The sequence below is a fragment of the Rhodococcus sp. 14-2483-1-2 genome, from assembly GCF_002259405.1.
Classification (GTDB): domain Bacteria; phylum Actinomycetota; class Actinomycetes; order Mycobacteriales; family Mycobacteriaceae; genus Rhodococcoides.
Map to the genome: position 1 here is coordinate 105158 of NZ_NPFW01000004.1, position 13137 is coordinate 118294.

The following is a 13137-nucleotide window of genomic DNA, read 5'->3' on the forward strand; positions in this document are numbered from 1 at the left end:
GAACCGACGACTTTTCAGGAGGGGGGACCCGTGGCACACTGGATCGGTGATCGAAAAAACCGTACGTCATCGCCTGCATCGGATCGGCCGCTGTTCGGCCGAGCGTGCAGGAGCCTGTCGATAGACGCAACGCCCTGGTTCCGGACGGGAACCGAACCGACCGGCGATGCAGTTCCGAATACGAAAGGCGTAACGGTGACGGACGACGCAACGATCCAAGATGTGACCCGAGGAGAGACGATGGCCATGACGACGAAGATCGACTCAGACATTGCAGTGCCTTCCAGTGAGGCCGAGATCAACGACCTGCGCCAGGAAATCGACCGCCTCGATGCCGAGATCCTGACGGCCATCAAACGTCGCTCCGAGGTCTCGCAGATCATCGGACGCACCCGCATGGCCTCCGGCGGTCCGCGTCTGGTGCACAGCCGCGAGATGAAGGTTCTCGAGCGTTTCAGCAGCCTCGGTCAGGAAGGCCACACGCTGGCCATGCTCCTGCTCCGCCTCGGTCGCGGTCGCCTCGGACACTGATCGACCTCCGGTTGGGCGCGCAGTGTGCACGCCCAACCGTCAGCTCTACTTCAATGCGATGTACTTGGTCTCGAGGTATTCCTCGATTCCCTCGGATCCGCCCTCACGGCCGAATCCGGATTCCTTCACTCCACCGAACGGCGCGGCCGCGTCCGAGATGACTCCGCGGTTGACGCCCACCATGCCACTGTCGATGGCGTCGGCCACCCGTAGCGCGCGGTCCAGGTTCTCGGTGTAGATGTACGACGCCAGGCCGTACTCGGTGTCGTTGGCCGCGTCGATTCCCTCCTGCTCGGTGTCGAAGCCGACGACCGGAGCCACCGGCCCGAACACCTCCTCCTTCAGAATCCGTGCATCGGCAGGCACGTCGGTGAGCACGGTTGCCGGGTAGAAGTAACCGTCCCCGCCCGGTGCCTTCCCACCCAGTGCCACCGTCGCGCCCTTGGCCACCGCGTCGTCGACCAGTTCCTGCACGGTCTCGAGCTGATCGGCATTGATCAGCGGTCCCAGCTTGGTATCGGGGTCGACGCCGGGGCCGAGCTTCATCTCGGACATCTTCGCCACGAGCTTGGTGGTGAACTCCTCGCGCACGCTGTTGTGCACGTGCAATCGGTTCGCGGCGGTGCAGGCCTCGCCGCCGTTGCGCATCTTGGCGAGCATCGCGCCGTCCACCGCGTCGTCGATGTTCGCGTCGTCGAACACCACGAACGGTGCGTTGCCGCCGAGCTCCATCGACGTGCGCAGCAACCTCGTCGCGGACTTCTCGACGAGCGACTTGCCGACGCCCGTCGAGCCGGTGAAGGTGAGTTTGCGCATCCGCGGATCCTCGATGAGGGGTCCGGTGACGTCACCGGACTTCGACGTCGTCAGCACCGAGAGCACACCTTCGGGCAAGCCGACCTCGTCGAAGATCTGAGCGAGCAGCAGCATCGTCAGCGGGGTCTCGCGAGCGGGCTTGACGACGATGGTGCAGCCGGCGGCCAGAGCCGGCCCGATCTTTCTGGTGCCCATCGCCAACGGGAAGTTCCACGGGGTGATCGCCAGGACGGGCCCGACCGGAGCCTTGGTGACGAGGATTCGTCCGTTGCCCGCCGGGGCCGGGGTGTAGCGGCCGCCGATGCGTACCGCTTCCTCGGCGAACCAGCGGAAGAACTCGGCACCGTACTTCACCTCGGCCTTGGATTCGGCGAGCGCCTTGCCCATCTCCAGGGTCATCAGCAGCGCGATGTCGTCGGCGCGTTCGGTGACCTTCTCGAACGCCGCTCGAAGGATTTCACTGCGTTCGCGGGCAGGTGTTGCCGCCCAGCTCTTCTGCGCCGCAGCGGCGGCGTCGAGCGCCTTCATCGCGTCGGCGGGCGATGCGTCGGCCACCTCGGTCAGGGGCTTGCCGGTGGCCGGATCGTTCACCGCGAACGTCTTGCCTCCCTCGGCGTCGACGGCCTTACCGCCGATCCACAGTTTTGCCGGAATCGAATCGATCAATGCACGTTGGTCCATACCGTCCATGATGCCTCCGCAGCGCCCGAAGCAAACGAGAACGACGCGCGCGTGACTGTGCACGGGATTACTGTTGGTTCGTATGAGCGTCGATATCACCGGCACGGATGCCTGGCAGAAGCTGACCGATCACCACTCCACGATCGCCGATACTCATCTTCGGACACTGTTCGCCGAGGACGCCGACCGAACACGCACGTTCACTCTCGACGCCGCCGATCTGCACATCGACTACAGCAAGCACCGCATCACCCGCGAGACCGTCGAGTTGCTCGTCGAACTCGCCCGTACCGCCGATGTCGAAGGCAAACGCGACGCGATGTTCGCGGGCGAGCACATCAACACCTCCGAGGACCGCGCCGTTCTGCACACCGCGCTGCGTCTACCGGCCGACGCCTCGTTGACCGTCGACGGCCAGAACGTCGTCGCCGATGTGCACGAAGTACTCACTGCGATGGGCGAATTCACCGATCGGGTGCGGTCGGGTGAATGGGTCGGCGCCACCGGCGCGAAGATCTCCACCGTCGTCAACATCGGCATCGGCGGATCCGACCTCGGACCGGTCATGGTCTACAACGCACTCCGGCACTACGCCGACGCCGGCATCTCTGCGAAATTCGTCTCGAACGTCGACCCCGCGGATCTGGTCGGTGCGCTCGACGGACTCGATCCCGCGTCGACGCTGTTCATCATCGCGTCCAAGACGTTCTCCACCCTCGAAACGCTGACGAACGCAACCGCGGCCCGACGCTGGCTCGTCGACGCGCTCGGTGAAGATGCCGTGGCCAAGCACTTCGTCGCCGTGTCAACCAACGCCGAGAGGGTTGCGGACTTCGGTATCGACACCGACAACATGTTCGGCTTCTGGGATTGGGTCGGCGGACGCTACTCCGTCGATTCGGCAATCGGGTTGTCGGTCATGACCGTTGTGGGAAAGGAAGCGTTCGGCGAATTCCTCGACGGCTTCCACCGCATCGACGAGCACTTCCGCACCACACCGCTGGCCGAGAACGCGCCGGTTCTGCTCGGCCTCGTCGGCCTGTGGTACAGCTCCTTCTTCGGCGCGGAAACCCGTGCAGTGCTGCCGTATTCGAATGATCTCTCCCGTTTTGCGGCGTACCTGCAGCAGTTGACGATGGAGTCCAACGGCAAGTCCGTCAAGGCCGACGGCTCCCCCGTCACCACGCCGACCGGTGAGATCTTCTGGGGCGAGCCTGGCACCAACGGGCAGCACGCCTTCTACCAATTGCTGCATCAGGGAACACGTTTGGTACCTGCGGACTTCATCGGATTCGCCGAACCGACCGACGATCTACCGACCCGCGACGGCACCGGCTCGATGCACGATCTGCTGATGAGCAACTTCTTCGCGCAGACCAAGGTGCTCGCCTTCGGCAAGACCGCCGAGGAGATCGCCGCCGAGGACACTCCGGCAGATGTGGTGCCGCACAAGGTGATGCCGGGCAACCGCCCGTCCACCTCGATCCTCGCCCCCAAGCTCACGCCGTCGGTGGTCGGACAATTGATCGCCCTGTACGAGCACCAGGTCTTCGTCGAAGGCGTCATCTGGGGAGTCGACTCCTACGACCAGTGGGGCGTCGAACTGGGCAAGACCCAGGCACTCGAACTGACTCCGGTGCTCACCGATTCCGAAGCCCCTGCCGCACAATCGGATTCATCCACCGACGCACTGGTGCGCTGGTACCGGGCTCAGCGGGGTCGTTCGGCCTGAGGTCGGTCGGTGGATCTACGGCCCTCTTAGGAATCTACGCACCCTGCAGGAGGTGCGGATTCCTGGACGGGCCGTAGATTGCGCTCAGCGGATCCGAACAGGTCAGCCGTGCGTCCAATTGAGCATGGACTTCGACCAACGTGGGCTCTTCACCCGTGCCGATGCGCTCGCATTCGGATTGACTGACGACGACCTGCGACGACTGCGCCGCACCGGTGAACTGTCGGTTCTGAGGCCAGGGTTCTACGTGCCGCATGCGGTGATCCAATCCGCGAGTCCGACCGAACGACATTCTTTGCTCGCGCGGTCCTATCTGATGTCAGCTCCCCCGGATCACGTGCTCAGCCACGTCTCGGCCGCCATCGCGTGGGGCTTCGACATCTGGCAGCTTGCGCTCGACAAGGTGCACATGACGCACGGACTCGACTACGCCAGCAAACGCCGTCCGCTGCGAATTCTCCACGGCACCACGCTGGATCCCACCGAACGGACCTCCGTCAACGGGTGCGCGGTCACCTCAGCAGCCCGCACCATCGTCGACATCGCACGCACCACGACCGTCGAGCGGTCCGTGTGCGTAGGCGACAGCGCACTCAGATCAGGTCACACCGACACCGACGTTCTGTCGACTGCAGTGGAGTCGGCGCGGTTCCGCACCGGTATCTCCGCCGCCCGGCGATCGGTGTCGCTGATGAACGGGCGCAGCGAGAGCGTCGGCGAATCTCGGAGTCGGGTGCTCTTCGAGACGCTACCTCTGCCGACTCCGCTGCTCAATCAATGGGTGTACGACGGCGCGGGCCGCTTCGTCGGGCGGGTCGACTTTCTGTTCCGGGAGGTCAAAGTGATCGGCGAGTTCGACGGCGAATCGAAGTACGACTCCAAGCGTGTACTGCTCGACGAAAAGTATCGCGAGGACCGACTACGTGAGTTGGGATGGGTGATCGTGCGGTGGAACTGGCGGGACCTGGACGATCCTCGCGCACTACTTCGCCGTTTCGAGCAGGCCTTCGCCCGCGCGGCCGGTCTTCCTACGCCTGCCGGGTGGTTCGGAGACCAGCGCATTTCGTCGGATCAGCTCCCCAGTTTTGGATAACCGACTCCGATCGGCGTCACAAATTCAAGTATGGGGAGCCGATCCCCCGCTCCGTAGATCCGCGGCATCACACCCGCGCCAGCACCGCCGCCGCATCGACTCCCGTCGGCAGGGTGCCGAAGGCGATGCCCCAGTCTCGGTCGAGTCGACTGGCACAGAAGGCATCGGCCACAGCGGGATTCCCGTGCATCACCAGCTGCGCACCCTGGAAGGTCAGCGCCATCAGTTCGACGACTCGCCTGGCCCGGTATTCCATGTCGGAGGTGTCGGAGAGTTCCTTGCCGACGCGGGCGATGGCGTCGTCGAGGCGAGAATCCACGCCCGACGCCTGGCCGATCTCACCGAAGAAGGCCTCGACGCTGTCGGGTTGACGGGCCAGTGCGCGCAGGGAATCGAGTGCGGCGACGTTGCCGGAGCCTTCCCAGATCGACATCAACGGCGACTCGCGGAACAACCGAGGCATTCCGGATTCCTCGACATAGCCGTTGCCACCGAGACATTCGAGTGCCTCGGCGGCGTGGGCCGGCGCTCGTTTGCACACCCAGTACTTGGTCACGGCCAACGCGATTCGGCGCAGTGCACTCTCCTGCTCGTCGCCGCGAGCCGATCCGTCGGTGGCCTGCGCCAAGCGAATCATGGCGGCGGTCGCGGCCTCGGATTCGATGGTCAAGTCTGCCAGCACGTTTCGCATCAGAGGCTGATCGATCAGCTCAGCACCGAACGCTGCTCGGTGGCGCGCATGATGGACCGCGCGGACTGTGGCGTTGCGAATTCCGGCTGCGGACCCTACGACGCAGTCCAGTCTCGTCATGTTGACCATCTCGATGATGGTGCGCACGCCGCGTCCCTCTTCACCCACGAGCCAGCCGGTGGCCCCGTGATATTCGAGCTCGCCCGATGCATTCGACTTGTTGCCGAGCTTGTCCTTCAAGCGCTGCAGCATCATTCGGTTGCGGGTGCCGTCGGGCAGCACGCGCGGCAGCATGAAGCACGAGAGCCCGCCGGGGGCCTGCGCCAAGGTGAGGAACATGTCCGACATCGGCGCAGACGTGAACCACTTGTGGCCGACGATCGAATACGTACCGTCCGACGACGGTGTGGCCGTGGTGGTGTTGGCGCGGACGTCGGAGCCGCCCTGCTTCTCCGTCATCGACATGCCTGCGATCAGTCCGCGCTTGCTCGACGGGGTCCGCAGGCCGAAATCGTATTCCCTCGACGCCAGTAGTGGCTCGTACTGCGCAGCCAGAGAAGGATTGTGCCGCAACGCCGGAACGACGGCGTAGGTCATCGAAACGGGGCACATGTGTCCGGCCTCGGCCTGCCCCCAGACGTAGAACTTCGCAGCGCGGGCGACGTGTGCACCGACGCGGTCGTCGGTCCAGGGGCTGGCGTGCAGTCCGTGCTCGACAGCAACGGTCATCAGATCGTGCCAATGCGGATGGAATTCGACCTCGTCGATGCGATGGCCGTAGCGATCGTGGGTCTTCAACACCGGTGGGTTCTCGTTGGCGAGCCGTCCCCACTCCTGAGCCTCGACTCCGCCGGCGAGGGCTCCCAACTGCCGAACCTCGTCGAGCGCCCAGCCGCCACCTGCCCGCACCACGCCGTCGAGCAACGACGGGTCCGCGGAGGTGTCGTAGGGCGTCAGGTTAATCGCCTGGTTGAATACCTCATGCGTGTCCATCTCGAACTCCTAACGCGCGCAACGACAATGCGACCAGACCCGGGACCGGATCCTTGGATTCATGGGAAGACAACGGACCGACCAGAACTTCGCCGACGGCCCCGACCAGACCTGCCGCCGAGATCGCTGCGTCCTGCTCGGGGATCTCCCCGGCTGCGATGCCTGCCGCGATCGCGTCGGCGAATGCCTCGGTGAATTTTCGCCGGAAGACCAACCGCTCGGCGTCGACGGCCGGATCCACCGGCTCGGCGAGCAGCGCGTAGGCCATCGTTCGGTTCTTCAGGGCTCGTCCGGCGAAGGTCTCCACCACTGCCGTCACCCGCTCGGCAGTGCTTCCGTGCCCGGCGACGGCCACTACTGCCGCGACCTCACGGCCGCAGACCTCGCGGAAGATGGCGACCACCAGGTCCGCCTTGCCCTCGAAGTGGGTGTAGACGCTGCCTGCGGATACTCCCGCGGCCGCGGCGACCGACGCGATCGAAAGCCCTGCGTAACCGTGCGTCGAGAGCACCTCGATGGCGGCAGCGAACAGCTTCTCGCGGCCGGCGTCGAGCCTGGCCTGCACCGCGCGGGTTCGTCGATAGGGCATGCCAAGGATTGAAGCACTGATTCATTGCTTCACGCAAGAGAACTCGAGTAGGGTTCACAGATATGCCGGTACGGATCGAACGATCAGGCCCCGTCACCACCATCGTCCTGTCGCGTCCGGAGGCCCGCAATGCCGTCGACGGCCCCACCGCTCAGGAGTTGATCCAGGCGTTCGAGGAGTTCGACGCCGACGAATCCGCCTCGGTGGCAGTCCTGTGGGGCGAGGGCGGCACGTTCTGTTCGGGAGCCGACCTCAAGGCACTGGGCACACCGCGCTCGAATCACGCGACCGAACACGGGGACGGACCGATGGGCCCGACGCGAATGCGGTTGTCCAAGCCGGTCATCGCGGCCGTGTCGGGATACGCCGTCGCGGGCGGACTGGAACTCGCTCTGTGGTGCGACCTCCGCATCGCCGAGGACGACGCCACGTTCGGCGTCTTCTGCAGGCGCTGGGGAGTTCCGTTGATCGACGGCGGCACAGTGCGATTGCCGCGCATCGTCGGTACGGGCCGGGCGATGGACATGATCCTCACCGGTCGCGCCGTCGATGCCGAAGAGGCGTTGAACATGGGACTGATCACCAGAGTGGTTCCGGTGGGCCGAGCCCGGTCGGAAGCAGAGGCATTGGCCGCCGAGCTCGCGCTGCTACCGCAGACCTGCATGCGTGAGGATCGGTTGTCCCTGCTGGAACAGGACGGCCTCGACGAAGAGTCCGCCCTGAAGAACGAATTCCGACACGGTGCCATCTCGATCAACGCCGATGCGCTCAGTGGCGCGAGCCGGTTCGCATCGGGGGCGGGACGACACGGCACCGCGAGCCCGTGAAATCCACACGCCTGTCGGTGATCGACGAGATATTTCTCCGGACCCACCGCGGTTATGGAATTCCGATTGCGCTGCAAGGTATCTGGCGCACCACCGAGACGGTGAGCGCAGAAGAACTACACCGGGTCCACGACGAGCTGGCCATCGGGCAGCTCGGCCGTCGAGTCGGCAAGCCCCGCACACCGGGGGCACGACTTCGATGGGACATCTCGTCCGAATCGCTCCCACTCGACTACGGTACCGACGCGGTCGACGACATCATCGGATGGGCCGACGCGCAGGCAGACGTTCGACTCGACCCGCAGTACGGGCCCGGCTGGCGGTTGACGGCCGCGCCCATTGCACACGGCGGCACTGTCCTGTCTCTGGTGTGTTCGCACGCACTGGCCGATGCTCGTGAGCTCATCGACGCTGCGGCCCGCGCATTCGCCGGATCGACACCCGTACCGGCGCTGCACCCGGGATCGGATGTGAGGGACGCGCTCTCGATGATCTTCACCGTTCTCCAACGATCCATCGCAGCGACGGCGAGGTTGTGGGTCAGTAAGAAGGCCCGAGCCGAACTGCGAGCATTCACCACCGCCGACAGCGGCGGCGTCACCCCGCACCGGGCGCGGCAGATGTACGCGGTGATCGTCGATATCGATGCCGCAGAGTGGGATTCGGCGGCAGAAAGTGTCGGCGGATCGGCCAATTCGTTGTTCGTCTCGGTCGTCGCCGCCACGATGAGAGAACTCGGGTCACCCGCGGTGACCGTCGACATTCCTTTTCGCACCGGGTCCGGTGACGCCAATGCGATCGGCATGGCCACCGTCGCCGTCCGCGGAGACGACTCGCCCGCGGCCATCCGAGCAGCGTGCAAGGAGGCGTTCGGCAAGCCGGTGGGAGCACCCGCAGGCTATCCACCCGAGATCGTCCAGCTGCTCCCCCATCGCGTCGCCGCCAAGCTGACGTCGACCCCGGGGCGCGGAGAAGTGTTGTGCTCCAACATCGGCAACATTCCCGACGGCATCACCGCACTCGGCACCCACCGATCGTGCGGACTCGCAACCCGCGCGATCCATCCGAATCCGTCGGGCGCGCTGTCGACGATCAGAATGTCGACCTATCTCTCGCGCCTGGACGGCAACTACACACTCTCGCTCGTGTGCACCGACGACGCGTTGGCCGGATCGACCGCCGAGCTCACCGCGGCCGTGCAGCGAGCCCTGGCAACACGGAACCTGGCCGCCAAACCCTGGTAGGTCTACCGTTGTCGCCATGAACGAGCACGATATCCACACCAAGATCCAGCAGCTCATCGCCACCGAGCACAAGCTTCGCACCGAGGCCCAGTCGGGCGACATCGACCCGGACACCGAGAAGGCCCAACTGGCGTCCCTCGAACACGCCCTCGATCAGTGCTGGGACCTGCTCCGCCAGCGTCGGGCGCGCATCGATGCGGGCAAGAACCCCGACACCGCAACGGCCAACAGCGTCGACCGGGTCGAGGGGTACCTGCAGTAGCCCGTGCCCGACTCCTAGACCATCCGATCCGTCAGCACGTTCGGCAGGAACCGCAGCGCCGCGTCGATGCCACGCCACTTGAGTCCGGGTAGCGCGGCGCGGCGGGTCTCGCTCTCGATCGCGTCGACCATCGCGGTGACACCCTGGTCGAGAGTGGCTGTGAGAGCGGCACTGTCGCCCGCTTTGGCGGACATGTCGGTGGCGATGAAGCCGGGTAGCAGGGTGGTGACGGCGATGTCGGTTCGCGACAGTTCCGTGGACAGCGATTCACCCAGCGAAGCCACTGCGGCCTTGCTGGCCGAGTAGGCCGCTTTGGCTCCCGGCAGTCCCCGGTCGGCGCTGATGGACGAGACGAACACCAGGTGCCCGCGCTTCTGCTCTCTGAAGATCGACAGTGCAGCTTCCGCCTGCGACAGGGCCCCGACGAAGTTGGTGCGTGCGGTCTGCAGATTGGCCTCGGCCCGGCCGGTGCCGATCTTCGCGCCCTTGCCGAGCCCGGCATTGACGATCACTCGATCGAGGCCGCCCAATTCGTCTCGCAATCTTCCGAACACCTCACCGACCGCGTCGTGATCGGTGACGTCGAGGGCTCGAACCACCACGGTGATGTTCGGGTTGTGATGCATCAACTCGGCGCGAAGATCGTCCAACCGCTCGACGCGTCGGGCGCAGAGCGCAAGGTCCCGGCCCATGCCTGCGAACCGTCGCGACATTTCCTCACCGAGCCCCGAGCTCGCTCCGGTGATCAGAATCTTGTTCCGAGTGGTCGCCATAAGCGGCGAGCCTATGTCACTGTGGAGCAATGGCCTCAGAAAGCTCGGAATTCGATGTCATCGTCATCGGCGGTGGACCGGTCGGCGAAAATGCCGCGCAGTACGCAATACAGGGCAGCGATCGCACCGCGGTGATCGTCGAACACGAACTGCTCGGCGGTGAATGCTCGTACTGGGCCTGCATGCCGAGCAAGGCACTGCTGCGTCCGAGCGAGGTTCTCGACACCGCACGAAACATGCCGGGAGTCAAAGAGTTGGTTGGCGATCAACCCCTCGACGCCGACGCCGTCCTGGCCCGACGCGAATCCTTCACCCACAGCCTCGACGACTCCTCGCAGGTGACGTGGGCCGAGTCGGCAGGCATCTCGGTGGTCCGTGGCCACGGGCGACTCACCGGGGCCAGGACCGTCGAGGTCGACGGCCGCACACTCACCGCTCGTCACGCTGTTGTCCTCGCCACCGGAACCACCGCATCGGTGCCGAACACCCCCGGCCTGCGCGACGCCCGGCCGTGGATCTCCCGCGATGCCACCAACATTCACGAGACCCCAGGGCACATCGCCATCATCGGCGGTGGCGTCGTCGCGACGGAGGCGGCGACCTGGCTGCTCTCGCTCGGAGCAAAGGTCACGATGATCGTGCGCGGATCGTCGCTGCTGGCCGGTTCCGAACCGTTCGCCGGTGAACTGGTCGCCGAGGCGCTGAGGAAGCGCGGCGGGGCGATCATGCTCGACGCCTCCCTCGAGTCGGTGTCACGAGAGAACCCTGCCGACACCGGCATCGGCCGAATCCACGGCGGCCCGGTCGGTCTCGTGGTCGACGGTACCGAGATCGTCGCCGATGAGATTCTGGTTGCGGCCGGCCGCACCCCGGCGAGTGCGGACCTCGGATTGTCGAGCCTCGGACTCGACGAGGACCACTACATCGACGTCGACGATCATCTGAACGTTGCCGGTCACGACTGGCTCTACGCGGTGGGCGACGTCAACGGCCGCGCGCCACTGACGCACATGGGCAAGTACCAGGGCCGGGTGGCCGGCGACGTCATCGCCGCCAGAGCCGAGGGAAAGCCGCTGGACAGCAAGCGATTCCGCGCATCAGCGGATCACGGTCAGATCCCCCAGGTGGTGTTCACTCCGGTCGAGGTGGCGTCCGTCGGACTGACCGAGGCAAAGGCCCGAAAGGAAGGCATCGACGTCGAGATCGTGGCGCAGGACATCGCCGTCGCGGGTTCGTCTCTGCAGCAGGACGACTACTCGGGCCGTGCGCAGCTGGTGATCGACCGCGCCACGGACACGATAGTAGGCGCGACGTTCGTCGGCCCGGGCGTCGCCGAGCTCGTTCATGCCGCCACTGTCGCAGTGGTCGGCAAGGTCTCGCTCGACGACCTGTGGCATGCGGTGCCGTCGTATCCGACGGTCAGCGAGATCTGGCTCCGGCTACTCGAGGCGCGTCGAACACCCGATCACTGACGCATGTAGGCCGCGGCAATGCCCTCGTAGGTTGTCGGGTCGGCACGTTTGATGCGCAGCGCCACCAGTACCCCCAGGATCGCGGCGAGGATCAGCACCACAGGGATTGCATTGACGACCGCAGAATCGGAACCGGTCAGGATGCTGTAATGCGTTCCGGCGAGCACCAATCCGGTCATGAAACCGGCGAAGCCGATGCCGGGGGCAATCCCGGTGCGCCACAGTGAGCGATCCGGATGGCCGATGAAGAACACCACCACCGACAGCGCTGCCGCAGCCTGCAAGGCGATCACCCCCAGAGTTCCGAGGCCGATGGCACCGGCAGCGTAGATCAGGTACGGGTCGGCACCGGTCACCGCGAACACCGCCAGCGCCACTGCAGCCACGATCGAGGCGGTGATACTGCCGATGTGGGGGCTCGAGTGCTTCGGGTGAATTCGGCCCAGCCGCACCGGAAGTACGCGCTCACGCCCGAGAGCGAACAGATATCGACTGGCTGCGTTGTGCACGGCGAGATACGACGCGAGCACACTGGTGCACAGCAGCACCGCGGTACCGTCGTACAGCACTGTTCCGCCGTACTGCTGCGCCAGCGTGAACAGAAGATTGCCCAGTTCGGTCTGGGCCAGCACCGGTGCGTCGACTCCACCCGCGGCCCCGACGATGATCCAACTCGTCAGCACGTAGAAGACCGCGATGAGCGTGACCGCGATGAATGTCGCGCGCGGGATGCTGCGTCTGGGGTCCTTGGTTTCCTCACCGTACAGAGCTGCGGACTCGAAACCGATGAAACTTGAAAAAGCGAACATCATTGCTATCCCCAGCGACCCGGAGAACACCTGCGTCGGAGTGAACGACTCCAGTGGCAGTGCCGCGGTCCCCTTGTCACTCACCACCAGGGCGTTGAACACCGTCAGAAACGCAAATTCGAGCACCATCAGAGTTCCGAGAACCTTGGCCGAGAGGTCGGCGTTTCGGAAACCCAGGAATGCGACAATCACGACAGCGGCTGCCGTGAAGATATACCACGGAATATCGATACCCGAGTCGGCGAATACCAAATGCGTGAAATATCCGAATGCGCCGGAAAGTCCGCACGCCAGCGACGTATACGCGACAACTGCGACATATGCGGCAGCGACACCGGGCGGCTTACCCAACGCCAGACCGATGTAGGTGTAGAACGCACCGGTGCTGTACACCTGCTGGCTGATCGCCGCAAAACCTACCGAGAAGCAGAGCAGCACAACAGCACTGATCGCGTACGCCGCGGGCAGACCGGCACCGTTGCCGCGGATCAGGGCCAGCGGTACATTGCCGATCATCGCCGCCATCGGTGCCGCGGCAGCCACCACAAGAAATACCACTCGTCCGGTGGTCAGAGTACGTCGCTCGGACATCGTTCGGACGCTACTCGCAGAGGGAGCAGAATG

Annotated in this window: 12 protein-coding genes; 7 read left to right on the plus strand and 5 right to left on the minus strand. The window is 65.0% G+C overall.

Translation table 11 applies throughout. The features are described 5' to 3' along the window. Positions 1-240: 240 nt before the first annotated feature. A complete protein-coding gene (locus tag CH295_RS03115; RefSeq protein ID WP_037192205.1) occupies positions 241-531 on the plus strand; it encodes a chorismate mutase in 291 nt (96 codons plus the stop codon). Between the two features lie 45 nt (positions 532-576). Here CH295_RS03115 and CH295_RS03120 read toward each other — a convergent pair whose 3' ends face one another. After that, positions 577-2028 (minus strand): NAD-dependent succinate-semialdehyde dehydrogenase, encoded by a 1452-nt coding sequence (locus CH295_RS03120; RefSeq protein WP_037192204.1) that lies wholly within the window; start codon positions 2026-2028, stop codon positions 577-579. 82 nt (positions 2029-2110) lie between these two features. On the opposite strand from CH295_RS03120, the gene pgi reads away from it, so the two are divergent. Next, positions 2111-3760 (plus strand): glucose-6-phosphate isomerase, encoded by a 1650-nt coding sequence (gene pgi, locus CH295_RS03125; protein ID WP_037192202.1) that lies wholly within the window; start codon positions 2111-2113, stop codon positions 3758-3760. Positions 3761-3884: 124 nt separating this feature from the next. Next, positions 3885-4853 (plus strand): type IV toxin-antitoxin system AbiEi family antitoxin domain-containing protein, encoded by a 969-nt coding sequence (locus CH295_RS03130; RefSeq protein WP_094739758.1) that lies wholly within the window; start codon positions 3885-3887, stop codon positions 4851-4853. A 67-nt stretch (positions 4854-4920) separates the two neighbouring features. Here CH295_RS03130 and CH295_RS03135 read toward each other — a convergent pair whose 3' ends face one another. Next, a complete protein-coding gene (locus CH295_RS03135; RefSeq protein ID WP_094739759.1) occupies positions 4921-6537 on the minus strand; it encodes an acyl-CoA dehydrogenase family protein in 1617 nt (538 codons plus the stop codon). Next, positions 6524-7126: a TetR/AcrR family transcriptional regulator gene (locus CH295_RS03140; RefSeq protein WP_094739760.1), complete on the minus strand. Its 603-nt coding sequence runs from the start codon at positions 7124-7126 to the stop codon at positions 6524-6526. Before CH295_RS03140 ends, CH295_RS03135 begins: the two co-directional genes overlap by 14 nt. A gap of 62 nt (positions 7127-7188) precedes the next feature. On the opposite strand from CH295_RS03140, the gene CH295_RS03145 reads away from it, so the two are divergent. The 3 genes from CH295_RS03145 to CH295_RS03155 are packed head-to-tail and all read left to right on the plus strand — an operon-like array spanning position 7189 to position 9459. Further along, a complete protein-coding gene (locus tag CH295_RS03145) occupies positions 7189-7953 on the plus strand; it encodes a crotonase/enoyl-CoA hydratase family protein (RefSeq protein WP_037191901.1) in 765 nt (254 codons plus the stop codon). Further along, a complete protein-coding gene (locus CH295_RS03150) occupies positions 7950-9197 on the plus strand; it encodes a hypothetical protein (RefSeq protein ID WP_094739761.1) in 1248 nt (415 codons plus the stop codon). The genes CH295_RS03145 and CH295_RS03150 overlap by 4 nt, the downstream gene beginning before the upstream one ends. 16 nt (positions 9198-9213) lie before the next feature. Beyond that, positions 9214-9459, plus strand: coding sequence for a DUF2630 family protein (locus CH295_RS03155; protein ID WP_037191897.1), 246 nt, complete (start codon positions 9214-9216; stop codon positions 9457-9459). Between the two features lie 14 nt (positions 9460-9473). Here CH295_RS03155 and CH295_RS03160 read toward each other — a convergent pair whose 3' ends face one another. Then, complete coding sequence (locus tag CH295_RS03160) at positions 9474-10232, minus strand: SDR family oxidoreductase (protein WP_094739762.1); 759 nt, start codon at positions 10230-10232, stop codon at positions 9474-9476. A 29-nt stretch (positions 10233-10261) separates the two neighbouring features. Here CH295_RS03160 and CH295_RS03165 point away from each other — a divergent pair, with 29 nt between their 5' ends. After that, positions 10262-11704, plus strand: a complete 1443-nt coding sequence (locus CH295_RS03165; RefSeq protein ID WP_094739763.1) for a dihydrolipoyl dehydrogenase family protein — start codon at positions 10262-10264, stop codon at positions 11702-11704. Here the strand turns inward: CH295_RS03165 and CH295_RS03170 are convergent. Further along, complete coding sequence (locus CH295_RS03170; protein WP_094739764.1) at positions 11698-13104, minus strand: APC family permease; 1407 nt, start codon at positions 13102-13104, stop codon at positions 11698-11700. The genes CH295_RS03165 and CH295_RS03170 overlap by 7 nt on opposite strands. Positions 13105-13137: the final 33 nt, after the last annotated feature.

Excerpts from the sequence above, each read along its gene's own strand:
- CH295_RS03115 (WP_037192205.1), top strand. The coding sequence starts at position 241 with ATGGCCATGACGACGAAGATCGACTCAGACATTGCAGTGCCTTCCAGT.
- CH295_RS03120 (WP_037192204.1), bottom strand. The coding sequence starts at position 2,028 with ATGGACCAACGTGCATTGATCGATTCGATTCCGGCAAAACTGTGGATC.
- pgi (WP_037192202.1), top strand. The coding sequence starts at position 2,111 with ATGAGCGTCGATATCACCGGCACGGATGCCTGGCAGAAGCTGACCGAT.
- CH295_RS03130 (WP_094739758.1), top strand. The coding sequence starts at position 3,885 with ATGGACTTCGACCAACGTGGGCTCTTCACCCGTGCCGATGCGCTCGCA.
- CH295_RS03135 (WP_094739759.1), bottom strand. The coding sequence starts at position 6,537 with ATGGACACGCATGAGGTATTCAACCAGGCGATTAACCTGACGCCCTAC.
- CH295_RS03140 (WP_094739760.1), bottom strand. The coding sequence starts at position 7,126 with ATGCCCTATCGACGAACCCGCGCGGTGCAGGCCAGGCTCGACGCCGGC.
- CH295_RS03145 (WP_037191901.1), top strand. The coding sequence starts at position 7,189 with ATGCCGGTACGGATCGAACGATCAGGCCCCGTCACCACCATCGTCCTG.
- CH295_RS03155 (WP_037191897.1), top strand. The coding sequence starts at position 9,214 with ATGAACGAGCACGATATCCACACCAAGATCCAGCAGCTCATCGCCACC.
- CH295_RS03160 (WP_094739762.1), bottom strand. The coding sequence starts at position 10,232 with ATGGCGACCACTCGGAACAAGATTCTGATCACCGGAGCGAGCTCGGGG.
- CH295_RS03165 (WP_094739763.1), top strand. The coding sequence starts at position 10,262 with ATGGCCTCAGAAAGCTCGGAATTCGATGTCATCGTCATCGGCGGTGGA.
- CH295_RS03170 (WP_094739764.1), bottom strand. The coding sequence starts at position 13,104 with ATGTCCGAGCGACGTACTCTGACCACCGGACGAGTGGTATTTCTTGTG.